A 24,506-nucleotide genomic window follows, 5' to 3' on the forward strand; every position below is an offset into this window, starting at 1 on the left:
GCTATGTTGGCAACGATGTGCCGAGCAGGGGAGCACCGCCCTTCGGTGCTCGCGCGCCCGCTACGCATCGCGCCCCCGTCGGGATCGTCAGCGCAGGCCAGCAGTAAAACGCCAATATTCCAGGGCGATGCGTCAGCATCGAACAATGGTGCGCAATTGCGCACCTGAGAATCTCGAGAGTCCGGGTTCATCGCTGCGCGATGCTCTACGATGTGCAATTGCACATCGTAGAATGACGGGGGCGCGCTAACTTACGCTGCCCCGACCCAATTGCCGTGAAAACCGTCGGGCACGCGGTGGCCGAGATGTACCAGCGCGACGGGCCCGGCTTCGACATTCTGTGCGTTGAATACCGCAAGATCGCTGCGGTTCTCCCGCGCGCGCCATACGACAGCGAGAAGCCAGCCGTCGCCTTCGGCGGCATCAGGCTCGCGCTCCACGAACACCGGCTCGGAAATCGTGTCGCCGGCGGGTAGCAGGTAATGACCGAGACGTTCGCCCGTGCCGTCGACATGAACGATGCCGGACAGCGCGCCGAACATCGGCAGGTCAGGATTGGCGCAGGCATACCAGCCGTGGCTGTTCGCCAGTCCCGCGCTGCGGTCATCGATGCGCGGGAATTCGCCGGTGAGATCGTCGAGATAGATTTGCGTGAAGCGGTCGGTATTGCCGGCGAGGTCGAAGGTCCAGCGGCAGTACCGGGCGCGCGATTTTTGCGGGTCTGTCTTCGAGCCGTCGGCATAGGTGAACAACGGCGCTTCCTCGAACTGCATCACGTCGGCGACGATGCGGTCGCCTTCCTCCCAGGCATTCATGACGTGAAAGACGTAACAACTCTCGCCGCGGAACCAGACCATCTCCTTCGCCGAGCCGTTGCGCTTCATGAGGCCGACATAAGCGCCTTTGTCCGGCTCCCAGGCATAGGGCGGCTTGCCACGCATCGCGCGATCCATGCTGCCGGTAATGGGCAGGATCGGAAACAGCAGGTGATTTTCGGTGACGATGAAGTCGTGCACCATGCTGGCATAGGGCGCCTCGAAGCGATCGAACCGTGTCACGATGCCCGAGGCGCTGACCGATCCGAAGGAGAGGGCAGGGGTGAGGGGGCCCATGGCGTTGTAGCCGAAGAACATCATCTCGCCGGTCACGGGATCGATCTTCGGATGCGCGGTGAAGGGCCCCTTGATGCCGCCCTTGTAATCGCAATAGCCCGTTCGCTTGAGCGTGCTGGGTTCGATCTCGGTCGGCAGATGGCCTTCCTCGAGCGCCAGCAACTTTCCGGCATGGAAGATGATGTTGGTATTGGCGACGCCGCCATCATCGGTAGTCCCGGCCGGCGCACCCGGCAGCTTGCGGCCGAAGCCGCCGAACAGCGCGCGGCCTGCGTCATGCTCGGCCAGCCATTTCGGGGTGCGGACCCAGCGATTGCGATAGCTGGCGCGGCCGTTCTCCAGATGGAAGGCGTGCAGCATGCCGTCGCCGACGAACCAGTGGGCGCCGGGCGCATCGAACTGCGGGTTGGGGCCATTGCGATAGAGCGTGCCGTTGAGCTCGCGCGGCAATTCGCCGGTCACCTTGAGGTGTGGTGCATCGCATTCCATCGGGATCGGCGCCAGATTGGTTCGGGCCGTCTCCGTCGTCACCTGATCGAGCATCTCGCGTCTCCTCCGGCTTAATCTTTACACCGTAAAGATGACAGTAAGGACGTTGCAAGCTATCGTCAAGCAAAATCTTTACAGTGTAAAAATTGCGGCTATAACGAGTCGCATGGCAAGAACATCGCGAGAAGCCCGAACGATCCGTCCCGCCCCAAGGCGCAGGGCGGCGAAACCCGTAGCGGAGAGGCCGGCCAGCGGTCGGCGCCGGCCGGCCGGTGAGACCCCTTATCATCACGGCGATCTGCACGACGCTTTGCTCGCCGCGGCGGAGCGGGTGCTGGAACGCGACGGGTTGCCGGGCCTGACGCTCCGGGCGGTGGCGCGCGAGGCCGGCGTGTCGCATGCGGCTCCGACGCATCATTTCGGCGATCTCACCGGGCTATTGAGCGAGCTCGCCGCCATCGGCTTCAGACGCTTCAACGAGGCGATGACCGCGGCGGGCAACACCGAAACGCAGCCGCTGATGAAGGCGATGGCGCGCGCCAAGGCCTATGTCGCCTATGCGCAGGCGCGTCCCGGCATGTACGGGCTGATGTTCCGTACCGAGCGGCTCGATATGACCAGGCCTTCGCTGCACGAGGCGGCGACCGCCTCTTTCGAAGGCCTGGCGGCCGCGGTGAGCCTCAGCCGCAACGAAAAACTCACCGGCGAGGCGCTGGAGGCGCTGTCGCTCGACCAGGCCGCGGCGATTGCGCGGGCATGGTCGCTGGTGCACGGCTTCACCACGCTGCTGCTCGATGGAAGGCTAAAGCACATCCTGCACCGGCTGCCCGACGGCACAGGCGTCGAAAAGCTCCTGGATGCCATGCTCAAATCAACCGTCCGGCCGCAGGGGACTTGATGCCGCGCTGCCGGGGCCGGGCTCATAAACGGGCAGGGCCGGCGCGCAGTTCTCGTGATACATTGCGTCGAAAAGCCAAGGCCCGCAGCACCTCCGAATGACCCGGCTGCAAGGGCCCAAATATATTCCGCTTGCGACTGCGAAGCGTCAGGGCTTTACATACGACCAGCCCTGCTCCTGCAATTGCATCACGCGCACAACGCCGGACTTCACGACTTGCGCCTGTGGAATGATTGGAATGTCCTTGCCCTCGGCCTTGCGCATGTTTTCCTGGGTATTGGCGCAGGCTTTGAACGAGATTTCCGGCGTGCTCAATGCGAGCACCTCGATTCGCGCCTTCACCGGCGAGGTGTCGTTACGCAGCATGTGCAGGCCAGGGCCGAAAGTGACGACCTCGATCGACACTTTCTCGCCGCGGTCCTTGTAGTATTGCGCGACGTTCGTCGCATTGTTGAGTGCGAGATTCATCATTGTGGGTTCGTTGGTGTTTACCTGCAGGACAAGATTGTGCAACTTGCTGTTAGCAACGGCCTGCTTCTGCGCTGTCGTTTGCTTCGTCGGCGCCGCTGGCGCCGCGACGATCTGCGCCCTTATTGGCGTCATAGCCGGCTCCGCCGCCGATGACGTGGCGAGGATGAACAGCGCTACGACGCCCATTGCCGCTCTAACAAAATTTTCAAATTTAATCATCACGCACCTCCCTTGAACGGTTTCCTGTTCGATGCCCCTCAGTTGCGTGGCGTGGCAATGGCTTGCGGCCATTTGCATATCGCGGCCAGCTTTTGTCGCACCATCTTCAATCCGCCGATCGAAAAACTCCCCTCGCGGGCGATGCCCGTTCGGGGAGAAAGGCGAACGGCGATCTCGCCCTCCTCGGGGAGCGACTGTAACAAGCCCACGACATCGCCCTTGAACGCAGCGCCGCTTCCAAACGATGGCGCGCCTGCCGCGGTTTGCACCGGGTGGTCGCCATTGACGCGATAGGACAAGGCGTAATCTTCGCCGCGACCAGAGATGGCCGGTCCGGCGACCACAAGTTCGGTGCGGCCATTACGACAGTAAATGGAGAGCTGCATCGTGGAGCGCTGGGCGCCCTCAAGGGAGGGTGTGGTGGCTACGACGAATGGCTTATAGTCCACGGGCGATGTGGTCTCGCTAATAGTCCAGTTTGCGACCGCAGGCGTCGGGCGCACTGCGGGCGCCATGCTGCGCGACAGCCGGTCCAGACATTTCAGCCGTTCTGCGCTCTCCAACAGGGCACAGTCGCGAAGTTGCGCCAACGGATCGCTCGTGCTTTGCGCGAGAGCAATTCCGCTTGCCAGCTCGAATGCGACGAACAGGGGGATCGCAGCGGTCCTCATTGCGATGCCTGCTTTGTACGCGCCTGACGATCCAGCCATGCCTGCGCCGCTGAGGAGCGGGCTAACCCGGGGACCGTCGCAGCAAGATTGATCGATTTCCATTTCGGGTCGAAGCCAGTCGCCTGCAGCCTGTCGATCCGGGAAAACAGGTAATCGACAAAGCGTGCGACGCGCTGATACCGATTCGATTGGGCCGGCCAATTGAAGGCGACTAGAACGGTCGGCACGGCGATCGTCGACACGCGTTCGCCTTGCTTGATCAGATTGGGATATTCGCTCGGCTCCAGCACTGCAGGAAGGTAGTAATCCTCGAACTTGCTCTCGTAAGCGACCGGAAGGAACTTGAAGCCAGGCTCCCAACGCCCACGCAGGAAAGCGTCAACCGGCTTCGAGGTGATGAAAACGACGGCGGCCATTTCGCCCTTGCGCATCTGCTCCAGCGCGACCTGGTGCGGAATGAAAGTCTTTTCGACGTCGATGCCGAGGCGGCTGAAGATCAGCGGTCCCGAATAGGCGGCGGCCGTGCCCAGGGTGTTGAAATTCACCTTCTTGCCGGCGAGATCCTGCAGGCTCGTAATCTCCGGCCGAACGAAGATATGCAGTTCCGACGGGAAGAGGTTGAGAAGGTAGACGACGCGATGCTGAACATCAGGCGCCTGAAGCTTGTACTCTTCGAGCGCATCGGAATTGATGATCGCCATGTCGACGCCACGCAGATAGAGCAGCGCATTCATATTTTCCGTGGCGCCTCGGGTCACGATGGGCAGCACAAGCATGTTCGGCCCGTCGTCGACGACGCGGGCGATCTCCGCAGCAAGTCGGATAGGTGCGCCCTCCAGCAGGCCCCCGGCGAGGCCGACCGTCCACGCATTCATTCTCTCTTTTTGCGTCTCGGAAGCTAGGCCGCTTCGCGGCGGGCGGGCGGGCTGCGCCTGTGCACCGACTTCGGCAAACTGAAGTGCCAGCATGACCGGCGCCAACATACTGAGCACGAGCAATAAGCGTGATTTAAAAAGTGTGCTCATCTGCAAACTCCTCTTGGGTCAAAAAAACTCCACTTGCGTCAAATTTGGCTTTCAACTGGCCAATCGCCCCGGCAAGGCCCGATGGGAGATGTAATCGTATCACTCAGACAATGCGTCGAATCGATTCTTGGCCTCCTCAATTCCGCCAGCATGAGCCTTCGAATAGAGCTCGCGTGCTTTCGTCGCTTCGCCGCGCGTTCCGTATGTGCCCCATATGGAAAGAATGATAGGATCATACGTCTCCGCGAGCATGAAGCTCGCCTGTGCGCTGCCTGTCTCGGCAGCGCGCTCGAGTACGATCCGCGCCGCACCGATATTTCCCTGGGCGAGCAGCGTGCGGGCGCGCGCCATCAACTTGGCCGCTTCCGGATTGCCTTGCGTGTCTGCGGCCACTGGCTGCACTGAAGCGGTTGTCTCCACGGTGAGCGCCGCCTGGGCGATTGGGCTATTCGCAGTCGGCTCAGGCGAAGTGCGCGCATCGATCGCGCGCTGCCCCATTGTCGTTTCGCGCGGCGGTGCCTTGGCCCTGTCGCGCTCTTGCTGCAGCTCCGTCGTCGTCCTTCCCGCGGTCTGCTTGAACTTCGCTGCTTCGTCGCGCGCCTTGGTCAGCAGCGCCGTGTTCGCCTCGATTTCGCGGCGCGCCGTCGCGAGTTCGCGCGACAACGTCTCGGCGCTTTCGCGCTCCTTCTGCTGCTCCGCTGCCGTCTTCTCTGCGGTCTGCTTGAACTTCGCTGCTTCGTCGCGCGCCTTGGTCAGCAGCGCCGTGTTCGCCTCGATTTCGCGGCGCGCCGTCGCGAGTTCGCGCGACAACGTCTCGGCGCTTTCGCGCTCCTTCTGCTGCTCCGCTGCCGTCGTCTCTGCGCTCTGTTTGAACCGCGCAGCGTCGTCGCGCGCTTTGGTCAGCAGCGCCGCGTTCGCCTCGATTTCGCGGCGCGCCGCCGCGAGTTCGCGCGATAACGTCTCGGCCCTTTCGCGCTCCTTCTGCTCCGCTGTCGTCTTCTCTGTGGTCTGCTTGGACTTCGCCGCATCGTCGCGGAACTTGTTCAGCAGCGTCACGTTCGCCTCGATTTCGCGGCGCGCCGTCGCGAGTTCGCGCGACAACGTCTCGACGCTTTCGTGCTCCTTCTGCTGTTCCGCCGTCGTCCTTTCCGCAGTCTGCTTGAACTGCGCCGCATCGTCGCGCGCCTTGGTCAGCTGCGCCGTGTTCGCCTCGATTTCGCGGCGCGCCATCGCGAGTTCGCGCGCCAAGCTTTCGCGCTCCTTCTGTTGCTCCGCTGCCGCCGTCTCTGCAGTCTGCTTGAACCGCGCAGCGTCGTCACGCGCCTTGGTCAGCTGCGCCGCGTTCGCCTCAATTTCGCGGCGCGCCATCGCGAGTTCGCGCGCCAAGGCTTCGCGCTCCTTCTGCTCCGCTGTCGTCTTCTCTGCAGTCTGCTTGGACTTCGCCGCATCGTCGCGGAACTTGTTCAGCAGCGTCACGTTCGCCTCGATTTCGCGGCGCGCCGTCGCGAGCTCGCGCGACAACGTCTCGACGCTTTCGTGCTCCTTCTGCCGCTCCGCTGCCGTCTTTTCTGCAGTCTGCTTGAACCGCGCAGCATCGTCACGCGCCTTGGTCAGCAGCGCCGCGTTTGCCTCGATTTCGCGGCGCGCCGTCGCGAGTTCGCGCGCCAAGGTTTCGCGCTCCTTCTGTTGCTCCGCTGCCGTCGTCTCTGCGCTCTGCTTGAACCGCACCGCATCGTCACGCGCCTGGGTCAGCTGCGCTGCGTTTGCCTCGATTTCGCGGCGCGCCGTCGCGAGTTCGCGCGCCAAGGTTTCGCGCTCCTTCTGCTGCTCCGCTGCCGTCGTCTCTGCAGTCTGCTTGGATCGCGCAGCATCGTCACGCGCCTTGGTCAGCTGCGCTGCGTTTGCCTCGATTTCGCGGCGCGCCATTGCGAGTTCGCGCGACAACGTCTCGACGCTTTCGTGCTCCTTCTGCTGCTCCGCTGCCGTCTTCTCTGCAGTCTGCTTGAACTGCGCAGCTTCGTCGCGCGCCTTGGTCAGCAGCGCCGCGTTTGCCTCGATTTCGCGGCGCGCCATCGCGAGTTCGCGCGATAACGTCTCGGCGCTTTCGCGCTGCTTCCAATGCTCCGCTGTCGTTTTCTCTGCAGTCTGCTTGAACTTCGCCGCATCGTCGCGGAACTTGTTCAGCAGCGTCACGTTTGCCTCGATTTCGCGGCGGGCCGTCGCGAGTTCGCGCGACAATGTCTCGACGCTTTCGTGCTCCTTCTGCTGCTCCGCTGCCGTCTTCTCTGCAGTCTGCTTGAACCGCGCAGCATCGTCGCGCAGCTGAGTCAGCAGTGCAGATTTCGCCTCGATTTCGCGGCGCGCCATCGCGAGTTCGCGCGACAGAGCCTCGGCACTTTCGTGTTCTTTCTGCTGTTCCGCCGTCGTCCTTTCCGCAGTCTGCTTGAACTGCGCCGCATCGTCGCGCACCTTGGTCAGCTGCGCTGCGTTCGCTTCGATTTCGCGACGCGCCGCCGCGAGCTCGCCCGCCAGCACGGCTCCGCGAGCGCGTTCCTCTTGAAGAGCTTGGCGTTGTTGCTCCGTCCTTGCTGCCTGTTCCTGTGCGAGAGCCGCTGTTTTTTCGCGCTCCTGTTCGAATGATTGTGCAGCATTCGCGGCGGGCGGGCGCAGTTGCTCGATCGCGCTGCGTGTCTCGGCAGCCTCATTCGCCAGGATTTCGGGACGCGGCGCCTTCTCTAAAGATTGTCCTGCCTCCGGTGCGGGCGCCTTCACGGCCTGCTTGACCTGAGGAGTCTTCTGCGTCCCCGTCTGCGCTCCGAAATCGACCTTGATCTGCTGTTGTTGCCCAAATAGGTCGGCCCTCCCCGGGTCCTGACTCACCAACCGGGTCTCTTGCTCAGCGAACTGCCCGCCGCTCGCGCCGACGGCAACGGTATCCTGCTGACCGGTGTTTCGCGTCACCCAGGTGGCGACCTCGGTGCGGAAATATAGGCCGGTTAGCGCCGCCGCAACGAACGCTGTGGTGATGGAGAAAGCTGCAAATCGCCGCCGCGCACGGCCGACGTGAGAGGAGGTGATTGATCGTTTGAGATACGGATTGTGCAGTAGCGGAGACCAATGCGTCGGCGTGATCTTGCTTGGTTCGCCGTTTTCACTGATCCATTCGCCCGCCTCGAGCGACCAGTGAGCGACATCAAAAGTTCCACTCGCATCATCCTCGAGGATGATGGTCTCTTGGTTCCTCGGTGCGCTCTCGATCGTTTGGCGCATAAAAACGCCTACTCTGATGGTACTATTTTTCTGATTTGCTGACGAATTACCCGACTATCACTTCTCTATTCCAATACGGGAAGCCTATTCCACTCGCGAGACGACCTCAAGCACCCAGAAGTTGGGAGACGCGGTGAAATCTCGCGCGAATCGTCCATAGGTTTACGGGCGTGTTCATCGGCGCCGGGATGGGCCTGCGCGACGACGGTTGCGGCTCGCGTGTCGCTCAGCAACCCCTGCAAATCTTGGTTTGCCGCGCGAGCCTTGCGTCGGCTTCCGCATCTTCGGTGGGCTGCCGCGTCCACTCGTCGTAGCGCGCTTTGGGGTCCGATTTGGGCGGGGCTTCGTTCAAGGGGCCGAGAATGATCTCTCGGTTGCGGGCGGTTCTCCGCTTGGGTCGCCTGTCCTCGCCTGGCTCTTCGTTGGACGTCGGCGGTTCACCCAACCCGTCCCAGGCAATCGGCGCGCCCGCTGTCTGCGTCGAGCAGCCAGTTCCGGAGGCGCAGCAGCCGGAGAGGGCGACGCCGGCGATGAGGAGAGCCAGGAGTTTGAATTGCATCGCTGCCCCGGGTGATGCCGTGAAATAACAAGATTTGACAAGGTTCAAGTACTCAAGCCTGAAGCTTTGACGTTAATGCGGCAAGAAAGCGCCAGATTGGGTCTACCATCACCGCTTCGCCAATGCCACCGCGCGGCCGCGTTCACCGATCACCTTCACTTCGTCCTTGCCGCATTTGAAATCGCGGGCGAATTCGTCCGCCGCCTGGCGGGCGAGCTCGTTGGGGTTACGGTTGGCCTGGCCATCGATATAGGCGATGTGGCAGACCGGCCCGGGTGGCAGCCGCGTCACCGCGAGCATCGGTTTCGTGATCGGGCTTCCGGTCTTGTCCAGGTCGTTGTTGTCGGCGATCAGCCAGCGCTGAATGATCGCGAAGGGCCTGCCGTAAACTGCCCGCCATTCGACGGTGTGGCCGATCGAATTGAAGGGGCCGAACCATGCCTCCGCGGCCGGCTCCTTGGCGGCGGCCTCGCGGTTTCGCCCGACCGAAACGGTTTCACGCAGGTCGCCCTCGCTGATCAGTACCACCAGCCCCGATTTGCCGGGGCAGACCTGCGTGGTGCTGCCGTCGGATTCGGGCTTGCCGACCGTGTGGCAGTCCTTTGGTGCGGTCGACGTGTAGCTGCTGCTGAATGTTTGGGCGTTCGCCGGTGACATCAGGCCGGACAACAGAGCTGCGGCCGATGCGATCAATTGTGAGGAACGTTTCATCCTGCCACTCATTTCCTCTGGAACCTCGAAGATCAGACGTGTGCAACCTGGGGAAGGTTCACGGAAACCCCGCGAAATACCTGACATTGCCGTGGAATCGTCCTAGAAGGGCGACTTCGCAATTCCTCGTTTTACAAGCGTGCAGTCATTCAGTCGCCATGCCCTCCATTCCTTCAAACAAACCCTACCGCGTCGGCCGCTCCCGCACCGGGCTTGGTCTCTTCGCCACCAAGCCGATCAAGAAGGGCACCAAGATTATCCGCTATTTTGGGCCGCTTTTGGATTCGAAGAAGAAAGAGGAAGACGCGATCGAGAACAAATATTTGTTCGAACTGAACGACCGCTGGACCATCGACGGCTCGGTGCGCAAGAACATCGCGCGCTATATCAACCATTCCTGCCGGCCGAACGCCGAATCAGATGTCAAACCCCGCAAGCGCAAGGTGTTCATCCGCGCCATCAAGAACATCGAGCCGGGCGAGGAGATCAACTACGATTACGGGACTGATTATTTCAAAGCCTATCTGAAGCCGATCGGCTGCAAATGCGCAGCCTGCGAGAAGAAGCGCAAGAAGCAGCGTGCCGAAGCGCGGGCGGAGAAGGCGCGGCTGAAAGCGAAGGCCGAGCGGAAAGCGCTGAAGAAGGCCGAAAAACTTGCGAAAGCGGAAGCAAAGCTGAACGATAAATCGAAGGCGAAGGCTGAGCGGAAGTCGAAGAAACTCAATGGGCATTCGCTCAACGGCAAGCATCTGAACGGCAACAGCCACGCCAGGGTTGCCGGCAAGAAGCTCGCCGGCCGGAAACGGCCCCCCGCAGCATCAGCGCCGGCCCTTCAGGCATAGCTCATCCGCCGGACTTGCGTACCGACCTCGGCAGCAACGAATTGCCGTAGTCGATCGCCGAGCGCTGAATGATCGCGCCCTTTTCGTCGACCACGACGCGAAACCGCCGATGTGCTGACAGGAAGGTCAGCCGATGCCGGCCGCTGTCGGCATCGACGCCGCGCTCGGCAAAGCTCGTGATCTTGCCCGCCCGCATCTCCTGCTGAAGGAGCGGCAGCTCAAGACCGAGGCCCTCGGCGACGATGGCGGCATCGATCTGCACGATGCCATTCTCGAATTCGATCGGTTTCATGTTCAGGCCCTGATGCTTCGGTGCGGACCTTACGCGGTCACCGGACTGCGTTTGGGCTGCGCGGGATAGGCGCATTCCGCCAGCGTTGTGGCGTCGAGCTCGCGCATGAAAGCTTCGCGCGCGGCAGCGAGCCTCGCTTTCAGCCGGCACCGCGGCTTCAGCGCGCAACTCCCGCCATCCTCGCGAAAGCATTCGACCAGTGGCGGCCCTTCCAGCGCCCGCACCACTTCGCCGATGGTGATCGACTTGGCGGGGCGGGCCAACATGAAGCCGCCGCCGACGCCGCGTTGGGTCGAGATGAAACCGCTATCGGCGAGGTTACGCACGACCTTGGCCAGATGGTTTCGGGAAATGCCGAACTCGGCCGCGATCTCGTTAGTCGCGAAGGAACGGTCGGGCTCGCCCGCCAGCCGCATCAGGGCGCGCAAGGCAAAATCCGTGAACGACGTCAGGCGCATGGGAGCCCTTTCAAAAGATCTGCTTGCAAATCATCTATAGCCGTCTAAATAGGTATTTGAAATACCTATTTACGCGCGACCGATTGAGGCAGGCGGAATGGAAGCGATCGTGGCAGGGCCGGAGCGGCGCGAACGGCTCACGGCCGAGATCATGGAACGTACCGGAATTGACGAGGCGATGATCGAACGCCTGGTGCGCGCCTTCTACGCCAGGGTCCGCGAGGACGCGGTGCTGGGGCCGATCTTCGACGCGCGGATCAGCGATTGGGAGCCGCATCTGGCGCGGATGTGCGCGTTCTGGTCGTCAGTCGCGCTGATGACCGGCCGCTATCACGGCACGCCAATGGCCAAACATCTGCCATTGCCTATCGACGCCGCGCATTTCGACCGCTGGCTTGCACTGTTCGAGGCCACGGCCCGCGAGATCTGTCCGACCGCGGCCGAAGCGCATTTCGTGGAACGGGCGCGTCGGATTGCGGCGAGCCTCGAGCTTGGCGTCGCCGGCGCCAACGGCGTCATGCTCGCCAATGGGGAAAGATTTCGACGTAGTCAAGCAGGAGCAGTATGATGGCCTATCGTGCACATATCGTGACGAACAAGGAGCAGGCCGACCCGTATTCGGGCAGGCCTGGTGCCGATGCTGGTCATCGGGCTGGTGCTGACTTTTGCCGGAATGATTACGGCGGTGATTTTGAGCTGAGGCTTTCCGTCGTTGCGAGGAGCGCAAGCGACGAAGCAATCCATCTATCCGGTATGCCGCGATATGGATTGCTTCGCTTCGCTCGCAATGACGACTGGGCCCTACGCCGTCACCGTCTCACCACTCTTTCGTAGCCCAATATACTGCAGCTCGGCAAACACGCCGGTGGCAATGGCCTGCGCCACGATGGAGATCTGACCGAGCAGGTTCGGCGACACCGCGCCGGAGAACAGCAGCGCGATGCTGCCCAGCGTCCACGCGGCGTTAACTACGATCACGAGCAGCACCAGCGCCTTTATCACCGTTGACCTCGTCGCTAACCAACCGACTAACGCGGTATAGGCGATCAGGAACAGGCCGGTTTCGCGCAACAAGACTTCCGGCAGGTCGAGGAATGGCGCGAGCGCGCCGGCGCCGAGCGTCAGCGCCACCGCGGCGACGCCGCTGAAGATGGCGTCGGCGACGAGGGCACGGTCCAGGAAGGTGGATGGATGGATCATGACGTTCTCCTTTGCTTGGGAATGGACTCTCGGGGGCAGGGATCAGCGTTGCAGCAGCGACCTGAGCTGACGCATCAGCCGCACCGGGCAGAGCGCCTTGCCGACCGTGTTCTCGATCGTCTGCACCTGCACGAACACGAATACGCCGGCGTCATGCACCAGAGGCTCGGGCATATTCAGGGAGCGTGCCACGAGCCAGGTGACCAGACTGCGAGCCCAGGGGATCATGGCGGCGACGAAGCGGAACAGCGAAAGCATCAGCATGGGTCGTCTCCTGTGATCCCAAGATGACAGGGCTCCCGACCCGTTTCGATTACCTCGGACGTAAGAAGGCAGACTGTTCGAAGACGTTCTAAGATGTTCGATGGTGTTCGCACACGCTCAGAAACGCTTGAAAAATAGGGGTTTCCGCGTACATTCATGTTCGTCACCGTTTGTTCTCGTTCGCGTCCAGCCGCCGACTTTGTTGGTATTTTTGTTGGTATCGGAAGAACAAACGTCGGGGCACAATTCCGATCTTCCGAGACGCGAGAAGTCGAAGCAGATGGCACGCAGTCAGGTTGGCGAGCACGCAAACCCCCAGCAGATCAGGACCGACGTCGACTGTCGCGCCGCCAAACCGAAATTCGAGAACGGCGCTTGGACCGCCACGAAAATTTCTGACGTGACAGGCGGCGGTCTCTATCTCTTCATCAAGCCGGACCTGAACAGGCCGGGCAAAGCCGCCTCCAAGCTCTGGCAGATGGCCTATCGCTTTCATGGCCGACAGAAGACCTACTCCGTCGGGCCTTACGGCGATGGCAACGACGGCACCTTTTCACTCGCCACTGCACGTCAGAAGCGCGACGTCGCAAAGGCGCTGCTCGCCCAAAGCCCACCAGTCGATCCCTCCGTCGAAAAACAATTCGAAAGACATCGTCAGGCGGCCGAACGCCCTCTGGGCGTGTGGATCGATGAATGGCTTGCAGAGAAGAAGATCGAGAAGATCAAGCGCGGCAGACTTGTCACAGTTCGCAGTCCTGAAACCATCGCGCTGCTCGAAAGATGGGCTGGTTATCTGAAGGGTCGTTTCGGCAAGCTCTGTCGGAAAGACATCAAACGCCCCGACGTTCTCGCTTTCTTTCGGGCGATGCAGGCTGAAGGCAGACTAGAGACCCGTGACCGAGTTCACAGTATCGGTTCGCAAGTTTGCGACTACGCTGACCTCGAAGGGGATGGCTACAATCCGTTCCGTGCCTGCAAGAAGCAGCTTATTGCCAACGTCTCGACGCCGCGGCCCGGCGTCACTGATCCGCAGGATGTGATTCGCTTGTTCAGGCTGATCATGCCAACATGGGCGAAGGCCAGATTTGGTGATGTCGTCGGTGATGCCCTTCGGCTCGATGCACTTACCATCCCGCGCCCCGGCATGATCAACAACATGGAATGGTCAGAAGTCGACTGGGATGCCGAACGGTGGACTATTCCTGCTGCTAAGATGAAGACCGGTTGGGATCATGTCGTGCCCCTGTCGCGACAAGCCGTCGCTATCCTGCGACGCGTGCGGAAAATCAACGGCAATCGGCGCTACGTGTTCGCTTGTGCCGAAGATGAGCCCTTGTCCAGTAGATCGCTTTGTTCTCGGCTGCGTGCACTCGGCATCGACACCAAAACCGAACATTGCGCCCATGGCTTCCGCACTACATTCTCGACCCTTTGTCACCATGAGGAGATCAAGGAAGCCAAGGCGTGGGATGGCGACGTCATCGAGTTGCAACTTGCGCATCTCGAAAGTGACTCGGTGAAGGCGATCTACAAACGGCACGGACCGCTGGCTCTGATCGGCTCGCGGACCAAGCTGATGCAGCATTGGGCTGACCGGATCGATCGCTTTGCCCTCCCAAAAAAGATTGTGCCGATCAAGGAAATCCTCGAAAGCTGTGCGAATTAAGAGCGCCTTCACGTTCTCGGCTCAATGCGAGGGAGGGTCATATGATAGGCCTCGATGGAATCGGCATCGACCATGGTCTGGCCCTCCATTTTGTAGGCGATGATCTTTCCCTTCTTGATCAGCTTGTAGGCCTTGGTCCGGCCGAAACCACCCCGCTCCAACGCCTTTTTTAACGGAATCAGGTTCCGTTTTTTGCGGGGCTCATCCGTCATCGCCATCAATCGCTCCCTGCTCGGTTATTCATTCTTCTCCGCCGCCCAATTGAATCAAGATCGGCGGTCTCGTGCGGCTAACGGCGGCGCTTCGGAACAGCGCGCGCCTGACATGCCTTTGTGAGTTTGGTTCTCGACACCAGATTGGTGACCGCAAGATTGGTGACCGCAACATAAAAACGAGTGGCAGGGAAGAAAGCTCCGCGTCGATTCATTCAATCACGGCATTCGCTCCTCTCTCCAGTGAAAGCTAAGAAAGCTTCGAGTATTATGGGACAGCTGAAAGAGCCGAGGATCATTGAGAGCCGGTGAGATCGGAGAAGAACACAGCGATCATTTTCCGGTGACTGGATTTTCGCGTCATTTTTGGGTGTGACCAATTTTGCTGAACGCGCATCAAGCCGTCGCCTTTATTGCTTTAGCTCGCACAATTTTGGCCATGATGAACTGGACAGGCCGGCCGCGTCGCAAATTGGCTTATTTACGCGATAGTAAGCACATGGTGCCGGTAAGCGCGCTCCTCAAAATCGCGACTCTGGATACATGCCGCCGGAAATCTTGCCATTTGTTGAGGCAGGTCGAGATCGCCCATTTTGCGGATATAATTTTCGACCCGCCGTTCGATGCCCGAAGACACTACACAGCAAAAAGGGTCGGGTAATCTGCGGCCCGACTTTCGAATTTAGAACGGCTGGCTTTTTGTCACGTGACCGCGCGTTATCTGCTTTCGCATGCCGTCGTCATTGTTCGCAAGGCGTAGACGCCATTTCTTGACCAAGGGGTCTGCCTCCTCCGCAAGCGCCCGAACGACGCGCGCTCTATCCACATAAAATCGCTCGCCCATGCTAGTCCCCCTTGACATGAGAGGCACATGCCCGTTTTTGCGCCCGACAACAGTAATCCAAATCTCAGGCGACGAGGTCGCATTCACATTCTCGCCTTGTTCATTGTCGCCGATGCAGGCTGTCATGATAGAAGCCCGGCTCTGTCCCAATCCGATTCGGAGAAAGAATGGCAAAAGCAAAGAAAGTAGTTCGCCGCGCGTGGACGAAAGACGATGTTCGAAAAATGAAGACCATGGCAAAAGCAAAGTTAGGCGTCGCCAGGATCGCAAAGGCGCTAAAGCGGACGCCCGGTGCCACCACTGTGATGGCAGCAAAGCTAGGCGTTTCATTATCAACGCGCGCTTAACCTGTAGGCGACCGGCCGGGGGCGGCCTGTCGCCCATTTCCCGCATCGGTGAATCTGAGCGATTGGTGGCGGTCACGTCGGGGCCATTCAAATGTGGTCGGCTAAGCTGTTGATTTTTAGTCTAGCTCCAAAAAAACGTGAGTTTGAGAACCAAAGAATTATGAGTCGCTTCAAGTCTTGAAACCAAAGATTGCGAATCGCTCTTTGAATGGGCTTGGCCTTGGGTTCGGAATGCCGTGGGCCCCAGACATTGTAGATCGCCGCCAGGATCAGATGGATAAACTACCGAGCATTCGGAACCTCGCTGTGCTTGTGAGGCGTTCGTTGAAGTCGGGGTGGTCCCAGGTGCCACAGCCCGTATCCCTTCGCGTTGGACACCACCGGCTTTCGCTGATCCTGGCGTCGAAGGACTCGTGCGTGTGGCCATAGAGCCAGAGGTCGGCCGGGCGCAGCGCGCCCCGTCCGTCGTCACGCAGAGATCATCAGTCGCGTTAGATCGCTGCAGTAGGCGGCGTCGAGGGCGAGGTCGCTCTCCGGACGCTGCGCTGTGGCGGCATCTGTCGCACCGGCGCATGGTGCATGACGAGGACCAGGCGGTCTCCGCCGCGGGGCTTGCGCATTTCGGCGTCCAGAAATGCCACAAAAATGAGATGCCTCGTGAGGGCGTGATGCGGCAGGAAGCGCGGCTCATAGTTTGAAATCCGGATCTTCTTGAAGTCGTTCATCCGGTCGCCGGCGGTCATCATCGCGATGCGCGTGGCCGTTGAGGCCGACGTCCGTCCAGAGTGTCGCGCCCGCGAACGTGACATCGCCGACGCGGACGGTTTCGTTCTCCGCAACGTGCACGTGCATTCCGGCAGCCGCAGCCCTGACCCTCTCAAGCGTCGTTCCCAGGTCGTGCCATAACGTTCGTGATTGCCCATGACGTAGATGAGGGGCCGGTCTGTCACGCGGTCGAGCAACCAGCGGACGCCGCGCTCGGCCCTGGGGACCAGGTCGCCGGCGACGATCAGCACGTCGTAATCCGGACGCGCCGCGCCGGACGCAGGTCCCAGCCCCGCGTGAGCTCGAGATGGAGGTCGGACATGACCCACAAGCGCATGGTCAGTCCTCCCGCCTTCGCGATCGAGGGGCTCGGCCCGGCTCAGGTTTTCGATGATCTCATACACGAGCTGGTCGGGAGCGCGAACTGCACCTCGCGCGAGCCGCAGCGCGGGCACTCGTGCCGCTTCGGGTCGTAGACGAAATCGCCTTTCTGGCCGCAAGCGCGACAGCGGAATCTGGCCATCCCATTCCTCCTCGATTCCGGGGTAGGCGGGATCGACGTCCACGAACGCATCGTTCTCCCGGTCGTAGCATCGGCAGGTGATCCGGCGCTGATCGCCGATGCCGTACCGGACCATGCCGATGTTCTCGAAGCCGGGACGGACCTCGGCAGGAGGCCGGCCTCAGCGTACCGGTAGCAGCGAGTCGTCAGCCAGCCGCCGCTGCGGAGGACGCCGACCTCGCCGCACACTTCTCAGGTGCAGGCGCTGCGGGCCTCGGCCAGATCGATCGCCTCCTCGACCTGGCCGTTCGCGTCCAGAGACAATCGGTCTGTCCAATACAGGGGGCGAGCCATATTTCTCTCTGATATGCGTCAACTGGAAGGTGCCGCCGTCGGCTTGGACAGCCGTCCGGATCTGGACGCAGCACCGGTCGATAAGATCCTGCCATCCGGGCCCGCGCCCCCGCCCCCGCTATGGTTAACGAAAGGTTTCTCGCAGCGGAGGGGTCAATGGTCGGAAGGAAGAGGGCGCCGAAAAAGGGCAAACGAACCCCCATAGGGGACCGGGTTACGTTAATTGCGATGATGGACAAGGACATCATCGCGGACATCAAGTAGGTGGCCATCGACGAGCATCGGGCAGCCTGGGATATCATGGAGCAGGCCGCGACGGAGTTTCTGAAGCGGAGGAAAGCAAGGAGAACGCCCCGAAACTCTACTGTTTTTCCTTGCAGTTGAAGGAGCGTAACGGTTCAATCCATCGGCTCAAGGACCGATGATGAAGCTGTTTGGTTATCTTCCGGAGACCCTCTTCAAGCCTCTATCGGGGCCGAAGAAGCACGTCTACGCGCGCCTGCTGATGCGTCTCTACGAGAGGGTCTATTCGGCACGGATCCTCGAGACGCCGCTCAGGGAAGAGGTCGTGAAGCAGATCGAAATCGGCCTCTCGGAGTTCGGCATCGGATCGATGGGCGAGCTTTCCGAGGGCGACCCTGAGGAAGATCAGACCACGAGCCAAGCTCATTACCTTGCCTACTATCGACTGCGCGACACCGGTTGGCTCACAGAAGAGACCGAGAAGTGGCGCACCTACGTCGACATGAATCCGGACGCGTTCATGGTCCTGGGCGCGATCACCGACTTCGGCAACAGCCGGGTGCGCGTCGCCGGAGCCGTTGTCGACGTCAAGAACAACCTTGAGGCCGCGAACCGCGAGCCGGAGACCATGGCCCAAGGTCTGGCCAACGCGCACGACACGGCCCTGCGGTTCGCCCGCAGCATGCGCCGAATCCTCGCCGGCATGCGCGAGATCGAGGACCGCATTCTGGGCAATCCAAACGCGGCGGCCATCCTCCGCACTTTCTTCCAGGACTTTGTCGACGGGCTGCTGATCGCTGACTACAAGCAACTCAAGACGTCCAACAACCCCTACCGTCATCGCCGCACGATCGCATCGCTCGCGGGCGACATGCTCGCGGATGCCGCGCTGCTCGGCAAGATCGCACGCGCCTACATCGAGCAGGGTGTCATGGCTCCGGGCGCCACGATCGCCACGGCCGAGGAGCGCGTCGTCGCGGAGCTCGAAAAGATTAAGAGCGTATTCGAGGACGTCGGACCGTTCATGGACAAGATCGAGGACTTCCGCGATCGCCTCGAACGCCGCATCCGCACTACGGTCCACTACATGGACGTCATGGGAGAAGGGTCCGCCGAGCGGATCGTGCGGTTGATCGAGCAGCTCTCGAAGATCGGCAGCGACGAGGTCGAGATCCGTCTGAGGTCGCCGGATGTCGGTCTGCCGATCACGTCCCTCGCGCTATACACCCCGCCGCCGCCGAAGGCTCCTCCGGAGCGGACCCGCTTCAAGGTACCGAAGCAGGATCCCTATCTGCGAGCCTATGTCCAGGCCACGACCGAGTTCGACCGGATGGTGCGGGTGTCCGACCAGAAGCTGCTCGAGTTTGCTCGCCGGCAGATGCAAGGCCGCGATGCCGTGTCGTCCGCGGAGATCGAGATAGAAAGCATCCCGGATCTGTTCGCTTACCGGGCCCTGCCGAACCTGGCGGCGGTTGGTCGCTCCGTGCGGTTGGGCGAATTCACCATCACGCTCGAGGAGGAGCGCACCGCTAACGACTGGATCGACGTTACCGCCTTCCGCATCGAGAGAACGAGGACCTCCGCCGATGCTGCGTGATCTTTCCAAACTGATCGACGACGAGGATTCCGAGGGCGGCGACGGCGACCGGTTGCAGAAGGAGTTGCGCCAGGCCGCGCAGTCGCTCTGGCGCGCCCAGTTCATCTACGAAAACGACTGGGGCATGAAGACCTCCTACGAGGTGCTCCGCCGCTACATGGGCTACTTCGAGAACCTGTTCGACGCCCTGGGTTACCGCGTCGTAGGCAGGCCGAACGACGGATACGTCGGCCTGGTGGCGAACGAACTGCCTCCCCGTCAGAGCATGAAACTCGACGAAAGCCTGCTCCTGCTGGTGCTGCGGCTCCATTACGAGGAGGCGTTCACGCGGTTCGAGGCCAAGGAATTCGGCGAGGTGGAGGTCGAGAGCGAGCAGATCCTGCAGATCTACGAGGACCGGACCCATCGCGAGCGGCCTAACTTCGGGCGGGTAAAGGAAATCCTGGCCGGCTTCAGGCAGCGCGGCCTCGTGAGGATCGAGGATCGGGACGACAGGAACTTTACCCTGTTCCTGCGGCCCGCGTTGCCGATCGTGGTCTCCAAGGACACGCTCGGCTCCCTCGAAGAGTTCGTCTCGCGCTCGGCCGCGGCGACGGCAAAGACCGACGCCACGAGCGAGGTGCAGGCGTGATCGAACTCCGTCGTATCATCCTGGTCGACTGGTATCTGTTCCGGGCGCAGCAGGTCGACATGCGCGGCATGACCGCGATCATCGGCCCGAATGGGGCGGGGAAATCGGCGATCATCGACGCCGTTCAGACCGTGCTCTCCGGCGCAAGTATGGCCAGCATCCGGTTCAATCCGAGCGCCCAGAGCAACGTCAGGAGTAAGCGGACGCTGCGCGACTACTGCCTCGGCGTGGTCTCGCTCGATGAGAAGGGCGAGCGGTCGGAGCCGACCAGGCAGCATGCCTACACCTACGTCATCCTGGTTTTCGAAGACCTGAACGACGGCTCCACAGTGAGCTTGGGCGTGGCTTTTTCGGCATCGGCATCGAGAAGCGACGAGTCCTGCGAGGCGCGCTTCATTGCCAAGTGCGCGATGACGAAGGAAGACATCCTCGCTGCGGTTGGCGACGATGAGGTCGAGACGCTGCAGTGGCATGCGGTGCGCACCGCGTTGCGGGCCCGGAATATCGAAGTCGACGACGCGTTCTCCAGCGCGACCGACTTCGTCGCGGAATCGCTCCGGGCCTTGTCGCCGGCGGGCTTCCCGCTCGACCCGAGGCGCTTTCAGAAGGCATTCCGGAACGCGCTGCTGCTGAAACCAGTGGACAATCCCACGGACTTTGTCCGGAACTACGTTCTCGATGTTCAGCCCCTCCAGGTCGATAGGCTTCGGCGCGGGATCGAACATTGGCGTTCGCTGACCCGCCGTATCGAGGAATTGAGGGCGCAGAGCGCGAGCTTCGCCGGAATCCTCCGCATCGTCGGCCGCGCCGTCGAAAACGAACGAGTTATCGCGGTCACCAATTGGCAGATTGCCCGCCTTGAGTGGGAGAAGTTCCGGCGGGATGCGCGACGTCAGGAAGAGAACATTGCGCAGCTCAAGAGCGCCGCTGCAAAGGCGGAAGTGGAAGCCGTCGCTGCGTCGACCCGGCACTCGACGCTCGAAACGGAGCTCAAGGCCGTCGAGTTGTCGATCAACACCAGTGACGGCGAACAACTCGCCCAAATGTATGAATCGGACAAGAATTTCACCGTGGGTCAGCGCGCCAATGCAATGGCACCGGTCAACGAGATCGATGGGCTCATCGCCTCGATAAAAAGGGCCGTTGAGCGCAATCTGCTGGTTCGCCGGGACGATCTGCTGCATGCGCTGCTGAGTGCAGTCGTGGTCGCTCGGGGAAGAGCGCCACTTTCCGAATGGGACAAGACGCTCTCGGAGGACTGGAAGGATAGCGCTTCGCATCTGGATGCGGCGCTTGCCGCGGTCGATCAGGAACGGCTCGCGGCGGTCCGCAAGACATTCTCGGATGTCCATTTCAACGCCCGTGTCGCGACCAAGGATCTTCAGGATCGCATTGATCAGATCAACAGCAATCTCAAGCGAATGGACCAGGGACTGAGCCCCATCGAGCGTGGCACGCGGGAGCTGATCGACCAGCTTCGTTCGCATGGCATCGAAGCTGAACCATTGTGCGATCTGGTGGAAATCCGCGACGACAAGTGGCGGATGGCGGCCGAAGCCGTACTGGGGCGGTCCCGGGAGGCGCTGATCGTTGAGCCTAATCGGGCGGTCCGCGCCCTCGAAATCTATCGGGAAGGCGGGGAGTATTCGTTCCAGCACGCTGAGGTCATCAACACGACGAAGACCGACAGTACCAGGCCGGCCGAAAAGGGCTCGCTGGCGCAGATCATCAGCACGGAAAACCGGCACGCGCGGGTCTTCCTGAACTATCGCCTCGGCCGACTGATGATGGTGGAGACCATGGACAGGATGGTCGCCGCTGAGAACGCCATTACGCCAGATCGCATGATGCAGGGCGGCAGGACGGTCCGGCGACTTCCTAAGCCGGAGTACCTGAAACTCGGTCGCGCCACGCAGGCCCAGATGCGCCAGCAACTTCAGACCGAGCGGCAAGAGCTCGAGCTCAAGCTCGCCGAACAGGCTCGTGAGATTGGGCGCCTGGAAGAAGAGGCCCGTCTCTTCGAGGGCATGTTCGCGCAATTCCAGAAAGTACAGGGCGCGGGCCTGAGCTGCTTGTCGTGCGGCGCTACGCTGGTCGAATTCGATCGCAAGATCTCGGACGCCGAGAAGAACATCGAGGATGCCCGGCGCAATCGCGATCCCAAGCTCATATCAGAGCGAGATCGTCTGCGGTCTGAAGCGGGGACGGCCGCCCGGCTGAAAAACACGACTCAAGTGACCTTCAACGGGGCACAAACGGCGCGGGACCGCGCCGAGGGCGCATACGAAATCTATGTGAAGGAGAACCGCGACCACTTGTCGTCGGTCCGGCGCGGTCGCGCGCGCCAGATGCGGGATAGCTTTCCGCAGTCGACGGCCATGCGCGAGTACCGGGGGCAGGTCCCTGCGATCGCCACTGAATCTATACAAAACCTCATCGCTGGCTTCGTGGCCGATCGGGATCGCCGCTCGACGGATCGCCGCTCGAGTCTCATGCGCGAAATGACCGGCGCAATGAACAAGCATGGTCAGGAATTCCATGTCGTGCCGCCATTCACGGCTGAAGAAGCGACGCCGGCGGCCGTTGAGAAGTGGGCCGCGGCGGAAAAGCAGCGCCTCGAGACACATGAACTGGTCCAATACGAGGAGCAGTGCCGGAATGCCGCGACCGAGATGACCTCGGCATTCCGCGATGATCTCCTGCATCGCCTCGACGACGCCTTCACCGGCATTAAGGCCACCCTGAACGAGCTCAATCGTCACCTCAAGGATCGTCAGTTCCACGGGCGCGACTACTACTCGTTCAAGGCGCTGGAGGCCCCGACCCATGTCGACATGATCGAGCTCGTCGAGGAATCCAGGAAGTCAGAGTTCAATCTGTCTCTCTTCGGGGATCGCAGCGGCGACGCGAACTCTCCCATGATCCGGGCGGTTCGCCAGATCGAGGAGATCCTGTCGAATGTGGAGGCGCGGACCGAGGATATCGAGGACCCGCGCAAGTATTTCAATTTCGAACTCTACATCCAGGATGCCGAAGGCAAGATCCGATCGTCGCTGACGAGCCGTGCGGGCACGGGATCCGGTGGTGAAGGCCAGTTGCCCTTCTACATCGCCATCGGTGCCTCGTTGGCCGCCACGTACCAGAACCGGCGCACCGGCGAGAGCGGACTGTCGCTCGCCATCTTCGACGAGGCCTTCAATCGACTGGACACGAAGGCGATCGGTCAGTGCTCGGAATTCATGCGGGATCTCGGGCTCCAGGTCATGCTGGCCACCCCCGACGAAAAGCGTCACGTGTTCATGGAAGTGGTCGACACCGTCGTGAATGTGAACCGGCTCGGCAACCAGGTGATGATCGACACTGAATTCCTGACCGAGAAGGCCCGCGACGCGATCGTTGCGATCGACCCATACCGGAAGGGCTTCGACGTGTTCAAATCCGAGCTGATTGCTGTCGAGAAGGCTGCGGTCATCCCCCAGGACCAGGCGGCGGAATGACCGACGTTCGTACACCGGATGCCGTCGAATTCCTTGACCGGCTGCTGGAGCGGAGCGAGCGCAACCCTGATCGCTCCCGGCCGGCTTCCGCGGCTCCGGAGTACGACAGGCTATCGACCGCGCAGCAGGTTAGCCGCTTCCACGATCAGATGGCGGCGGCGGAGAGGTTCGGCGCCGTCGAACTGCTGTGGGGCAAGAGAGACCGGAGCCATCTGATCGAGCGGGTTCGCGTGCGCGATCCTGAACTGCTGGCCAGACACCTGGGGCGTCCGCCGGCGCCAGCAACCGCGCAGCGCGTCCGGAACGAGCTGCTTCCGGCCGCTACGGCCGGTGAGCCGTGGGTGGTCGGCCTATTGGATGAAATGACGGCTAGGTGGACCCGCAACGAGCCCGCCTATCGCCTGGCGGCCGGCCAGGCCGATGCCGCCAAGGAGTTCTTCACGCTGTTGGCGTCCATCTCGCGGCAGGAGGCAAAGGACTGGACGCGCGAACCTTCTCCCAAAAGGCGACGAACGACACGAAGGCGTTCGATCGGCACGCTTCGCGGCTCGCCGCCGTTCTCGGCGTCCAGATCGGGCAGCCCGGTGCAGCGGCGGACGTAGTCTGGGCGCACATCGGCCTGGAGCGTTTCAGCCACCCTGTTCATCTGAAAGGGCCTATTGCCGTGGACGGGGCCAGTGGCCGCGTGGTCGACGGTCGCGCCAAGCCGTTCGCATCAATCCATCCGGAGATGCTCTCGCAGCTATCGGTCTTGGTGCGGCCGACGGCCATCCTGACGATCGAGAACTACGCGAGTTTCAATCGGCAGGTTCGCGAGATCGAGGACGGCAGCCTGGTCGTCTACACCGGCGGTTTCCCGGCGGCGGGAGTCATCGAGCTCCTGTCGAAGGTTCTGCTGACCGTGCCCGCCGAGGTGCCGTTCCTTCACTGGGGCGATGTAGATGCCGGCGGTCTGCGGATTTTCAGGTATTTGGAGGAAAACTTGCCGCGTGGGCCGCAGCCGCACCTGATGACCAAGGAGCTGGCCGAGAAGGCCGGGCAGCCGGCCGATCCGGAACCGAGCCTAGGGTCGATCGCGAGATCCGAAAGCGCTATCCGCAATTTGGCTGACTGGCTGGCGTTTGGATCCGATGTGCGCCACCTGGAGCAGGAGGCGCTGGAGCCGCGGTCCGTCGTGCCAGCTGCGGATCACGGCCTAGGCTGAGCGCTAGGAAAACAGGCGCAGGGGGAGCAGCTGTGCAGATGGAAAGGAAACGGTTTTGGGGCAGGACGGCCGATCGTTCGCGCCTAATCTTCTTATGAAGTCAAAGTCATATAACGCACAGGCCTTCAAAACAGGTGGAAACGGCAGTGGAGTTTCTCGATTG

At 61.5% G+C, this 24,506-nt stretch carries 24 protein-coding genes; 11 read left to right on the forward strand and 13 right to left on the reverse strand.

Annotation, left to right across the window (positions count from 1 at the left end; all coding sequences use genetic code 11):
- Window positions 1–251: 251 nt before the first annotated feature.
- Window positions 252–1,655, reverse strand: a complete 1,404-nt coding sequence (locus tag HCN58_RS17320; RefSeq protein ID WP_171580607.1) for a carotenoid oxygenase family protein — start codon at window positions 1,653–1,655, stop codon at window positions 252–254.
- A gap of 112 nt (window positions 1,656–1,767) precedes the next feature.
- Between HCN58_RS17320 and HCN58_RS17325 the strand changes: the two genes are divergently transcribed.
- The gene (locus tag HCN58_RS17325) at window positions 1,768–2,499 is read left to right on the forward strand and encodes a TetR/AcrR family transcriptional regulator (protein WP_171580608.1); all 732 of its coding nucleotides are present in this window, start codon (window positions 1,768–1,770) and stop codon (window positions 2,497–2,499) included.
- 147 nt (window positions 2,500–2,646) lie between these two features.
- On the opposite strand, the gene HCN58_RS17330 is transcribed toward HCN58_RS17325, so the two are convergent.
- The 6 genes from HCN58_RS17330 to HCN58_RS17355 form a co-directional block, all read right to left on the reverse strand.
- On the reverse strand, window positions 2,647–3,189 hold the full coding sequence (locus HCN58_RS17330) for a DsrE family protein (RefSeq protein ID WP_171580609.1): 543 nt from the start codon (window positions 3,187–3,189) through the stop codon (window positions 2,647–2,649).
- Window positions 3,190–3,227: 38 nt separating this feature from the next.
- The gene (locus tag HCN58_RS17335; RefSeq protein ID WP_235983681.1) at window positions 3,228–3,779 is read right to left on the reverse strand and encodes a hypothetical protein; all 552 of its coding nucleotides are present in this window, start codon (window positions 3,777–3,779) and stop codon (window positions 3,228–3,230) included.
- Between the two features lie 77 nt (window positions 3,780–3,856).
- Entirely contained in the window at window positions 3,857–4,885 is a 1,029-nt protein-coding gene (locus HCN58_RS17340) for a TAXI family TRAP transporter solute-binding subunit (RefSeq protein ID WP_171580611.1), read from the reverse strand.
- 99 nt (window positions 4,886–4,984) lie between these two features.
- Window positions 4,985–8,155, reverse strand: coding sequence for a hypothetical protein (locus HCN58_RS17345; protein WP_171580612.1), 3,171 nt, complete (start codon window positions 8,153–8,155; stop codon window positions 4,985–4,987).
- 226 nt (window positions 8,156–8,381) lie between these two features.
- Window positions 8,382–8,714, reverse strand: coding sequence for a hypothetical protein (locus HCN58_RS17350; RefSeq protein ID WP_171580613.1), 333 nt, complete (start codon window positions 8,712–8,714; stop codon window positions 8,382–8,384).
- Window positions 8,715–8,822: 108 nt separating this feature from the next.
- A complete protein-coding gene (locus tag HCN58_RS17355) occupies window positions 8,823–9,371 on the reverse strand; it encodes a hypothetical protein (RefSeq protein WP_235983711.1) in 549 nt (182 codons plus the stop codon).
- Window positions 9,372–9,583: 212 nt separating this feature from the next.
- Here HCN58_RS17355 and HCN58_RS17360 point away from each other — a divergent pair, with 212 nt between their 5' ends.
- Window positions 9,584–10,267 carry an SET domain-containing protein gene (locus HCN58_RS17360; RefSeq protein ID WP_171580615.1) on the forward strand — a complete coding sequence of 228 codons (684 nt, stop codon included), beginning with the start codon at window positions 9,584–9,586 and terminating at the stop codon, window positions 10,265–10,267.
- 1 nt (window position 10,268) lies between these two features.
- On the opposite strand, the gene HCN58_RS17365 is transcribed toward HCN58_RS17360, so the two are convergent.
- Window positions 10,269–10,559: a DUF6522 family protein gene (locus tag HCN58_RS17365; RefSeq protein ID WP_171580616.1), complete on the reverse strand. Its 291-nt coding sequence runs from the start codon at window positions 10,557–10,559 to the stop codon at window positions 10,269–10,271.
- 29 nt (window positions 10,560–10,588) lie between these two features.
- Complete coding sequence (locus HCN58_RS17370) at window positions 10,589–11,017, reverse strand: RrF2 family transcriptional regulator (RefSeq protein WP_171580617.1); 429 nt, start codon at window positions 11,015–11,017, stop codon at window positions 10,589–10,591.
- Window positions 11,018–11,114: 97 nt separating this feature from the next.
- On the opposite strand from HCN58_RS17370, the gene HCN58_RS17375 reads away from it, so the two are divergent.
- Complete coding sequence (locus tag HCN58_RS17375) at window positions 11,115–11,585, forward strand: group III truncated hemoglobin (RefSeq protein ID WP_171580618.1); 471 nt, start codon at window positions 11,115–11,117, stop codon at window positions 11,583–11,585.
- A gap of 233 nt (window positions 11,586–11,818) precedes the next feature.
- On the opposite strand, the gene HCN58_RS17380 is transcribed toward HCN58_RS17375, so the two are convergent.
- Both HCN58_RS17380 and HCN58_RS17385 read right to left on the reverse strand, forming a co-directional pair.
- A complete protein-coding gene (locus HCN58_RS17380) occupies window positions 11,819–12,217 on the reverse strand; it encodes a hypothetical protein (RefSeq protein ID WP_171580619.1) in 399 nt (132 codons plus the stop codon).
- Window positions 12,218–12,259: 42 nt separating this feature from the next.
- Window positions 12,260–12,481 (reverse strand): hypothetical protein, encoded by a 222-nt coding sequence (locus HCN58_RS17385; protein ID WP_171580620.1) that lies wholly within the window; start codon window positions 12,479–12,481, stop codon window positions 12,260–12,262.
- Between the two features lie 280 nt (window positions 12,482–12,761).
- Here HCN58_RS17385 and HCN58_RS17390 point away from each other — a divergent pair, with 280 nt between their 5' ends.
- Complete coding sequence (locus HCN58_RS17390) at window positions 12,762–14,147, forward strand: tyrosine-type recombinase/integrase (RefSeq protein WP_171580621.1); 1,386 nt, start codon at window positions 12,762–12,764, stop codon at window positions 14,145–14,147.
- An 8-nt stretch (window positions 14,148–14,155) separates the two neighbouring features.
- On the opposite strand, the gene HCN58_RS17395 is transcribed toward HCN58_RS17390, so the two are convergent.
- The gene (locus HCN58_RS17395) at window positions 14,156–14,365 is read right to left on the reverse strand and encodes a helix-turn-helix domain-containing protein (RefSeq protein WP_171580622.1); all 210 of its coding nucleotides are present in this window, start codon (window positions 14,363–14,365) and stop codon (window positions 14,156–14,158) included.
- Window positions 14,366–15,370: 1,005 nt separating this feature from the next.
- Here HCN58_RS17395 and HCN58_RS17400 point away from each other — a divergent pair.
- Complete coding sequence (locus HCN58_RS17400; RefSeq protein WP_171580623.1) at window positions 15,371–15,550, forward strand: hypothetical protein; 180 nt, start codon at window positions 15,371–15,373, stop codon at window positions 15,548–15,550.
- A 491-nt stretch (window positions 15,551–16,041) separates the two neighbouring features.
- Here the strand turns inward: HCN58_RS17400 and HCN58_RS17405 are convergent, their stop codons facing one another.
- A complete protein-coding gene (locus tag HCN58_RS17405) occupies window positions 16,042–16,566 on the reverse strand; it encodes a metallophosphoesterase (RefSeq protein ID WP_171580624.1) in 525 nt (174 codons plus the stop codon).
- Between the two features lie 69 nt (window positions 16,567–16,635).
- Here HCN58_RS17405 and HCN58_RS17410 point away from each other — a divergent pair, with 69 nt between their 5' ends.
- From HCN58_RS17410 to HCN58_RS35860, 6 genes are all read left to right on the forward strand, one after another.
- Window positions 16,636–16,791, forward strand: a complete 156-nt coding sequence (locus tag HCN58_RS17410) for a hypothetical protein (RefSeq protein ID WP_171580625.1) — start codon at window positions 16,636–16,638, stop codon at window positions 16,789–16,791.
- Window positions 16,792–17,676: 885 nt separating this feature from the next.
- A complete protein-coding gene (locus tag HCN58_RS17415; protein ID WP_235976742.1) occupies window positions 17,677–19,011 on the forward strand; it encodes a Wadjet anti-phage system protein JetA family protein in 1,335 nt (444 codons plus the stop codon).
- Window positions 19,001–19,642 (forward strand): DUF4194 domain-containing protein, encoded by a 642-nt coding sequence (locus HCN58_RS17420; RefSeq protein ID WP_171580627.1) that lies wholly within the window; start codon window positions 19,001–19,003, stop codon window positions 19,640–19,642. The genes HCN58_RS17415 and HCN58_RS17420 overlap by 11 nt, the downstream gene beginning before the upstream one ends.
- Window positions 19,639–23,139, forward strand: a complete 3,501-nt coding sequence (locus tag HCN58_RS37095) for an SbcC/MukB-like Walker B domain-containing protein (RefSeq protein ID WP_171580628.1) — start codon at window positions 19,639–19,641, stop codon at window positions 23,137–23,139. The genes HCN58_RS17420 and HCN58_RS37095 overlap by 4 nt, the downstream gene beginning before the upstream one ends.
- Window positions 23,136–23,741, forward strand: coding sequence for a DUF3322 domain-containing protein (locus tag HCN58_RS35855; RefSeq protein WP_235983682.1), 606 nt, complete (start codon window positions 23,136–23,138; stop codon window positions 23,739–23,741). Before HCN58_RS37095 ends, HCN58_RS35855 begins: the two co-directional genes overlap by 4 nt.
- 62 nt (window positions 23,742–23,803) lie before the next feature.
- Window positions 23,804–24,343 (forward strand): Wadjet anti-phage system protein JetD domain-containing protein, encoded by a 540-nt coding sequence (locus HCN58_RS35860; RefSeq protein ID WP_311966823.1) that lies wholly within the window; start codon window positions 23,804–23,806, stop codon window positions 24,341–24,343.
- The last annotated feature ends 163 nt before the right edge of the window (window positions 24,344–24,506 follow it).

Source organism: Bradyrhizobium australiense, from assembly GCF_013114825.1.
Taxonomy (GTDB): Bacteria; Pseudomonadota; Alphaproteobacteria; order Rhizobiales; family Xanthobacteraceae; genus Bradyrhizobium; species Bradyrhizobium australiense.

Excerpts from the sequence above, each read along its gene's own strand:
- HCN58_RS17385 (WP_171580620.1), bottom strand. The coding sequence starts at position 12,481 with ATGCTGATGCTTTCGCTGTTCCGCTTCGTCGCCGCCATGATCCCCTGG.
- HCN58_RS17365 (WP_171580616.1), bottom strand. The coding sequence starts at position 10,559 with ATGAAACCGATCGAATTCGAGAATGGCATCGTGCAGATCGATGCCGCC.
- HCN58_RS17320 (WP_171580607.1), bottom strand. The coding sequence starts at position 1,655 with ATGCTCGATCAGGTGACGACGGAGACGGCCCGAACCAATCTGGCGCCG.
- HCN58_RS17370 (WP_171580617.1), bottom strand. The coding sequence starts at position 11,017 with ATGCGCCTGACGTCGTTCACGGATTTTGCCTTGCGCGCCCTGATGCGG.
- HCN58_RS17375 (WP_171580618.1), top strand. The coding sequence starts at position 11,115 with ATGGAAGCGATCGTGGCAGGGCCGGAGCGGCGCGAACGGCTCACGGCC.
- HCN58_RS17380 (WP_171580619.1), bottom strand. The coding sequence starts at position 12,217 with ATGATCCATCCATCCACCTTCCTGGACCGTGCCCTCGTCGCCGACGCC.
- HCN58_RS35855 (WP_235983682.1), top strand. The coding sequence starts at position 23,136 with ATGACCGACGTTCGTACACCGGATGCCGTCGAATTCCTTGACCGGCTG.
- HCN58_RS17330 (WP_171580609.1), bottom strand. The coding sequence starts at position 3,189 with ATGATTAAATTTGAAAATTTTGTTAGAGCGGCAATGGGCGTCGTAGCG.
- HCN58_RS17390 (WP_171580621.1), top strand. The coding sequence starts at position 12,762 with ATGGCACGCAGTCAGGTTGGCGAGCACGCAAACCCCCAGCAGATCAGG.
- HCN58_RS17350 (WP_171580613.1), bottom strand. The coding sequence starts at position 8,714 with ATGCAATTCAAACTCCTGGCTCTCCTCATCGCCGGCGTCGCCCTCTCC.
- HCN58_RS17360 (WP_171580615.1), top strand. The coding sequence starts at position 9,584 with ATGCCCTCCATTCCTTCAAACAAACCCTACCGCGTCGGCCGCTCCCGC.
- HCN58_RS17325 (WP_171580608.1), top strand. The coding sequence starts at position 1,768 with ATGGCAAGAACATCGCGAGAAGCCCGAACGATCCGTCCCGCCCCAAGG.
- HCN58_RS17340 (WP_171580611.1), bottom strand. The coding sequence starts at position 4,885 with ATGAGCACACTTTTTAAATCACGCTTATTGCTCGTGCTCAGTATGTTG.
- HCN58_RS17345 (WP_171580612.1), bottom strand. The coding sequence starts at position 8,155 with ATGCGCCAAACGATCGAGAGCGCACCGAGGAACCAAGAGACCATCATC.
- HCN58_RS17415 (WP_235976742.1), top strand. The coding sequence starts at position 17,677 with ATGCGTCTCTACGAGAGGGTCTATTCGGCACGGATCCTCGAGACGCCG.
- HCN58_RS17400 (WP_171580623.1), top strand. The coding sequence starts at position 15,371 with ATGGCAAAAGCAAAGAAAGTAGTTCGCCGCGCGTGGACGAAAGACGAT.
- HCN58_RS17410 (WP_171580625.1), top strand. The coding sequence starts at position 16,636 with ATGACCCACAAGCGCATGGTCAGTCCTCCCGCCTTCGCGATCGAGGGG.
- HCN58_RS17355 (WP_235983711.1), bottom strand. The coding sequence starts at position 9,371 with ATGTCACCGGCGAACGCCCAAACATTCAGCAGCAGCTACACGTCGACC.
- HCN58_RS17420 (WP_171580627.1), top strand. The coding sequence starts at position 19,001 with ATGCTGCGTGATCTTTCCAAACTGATCGACGACGAGGATTCCGAGGGC.
- HCN58_RS17395 (WP_171580622.1), bottom strand. The coding sequence starts at position 14,365 with ATGGCGATGACGGATGAGCCCCGCAAAAAACGGAACCTGATTCCGTTA.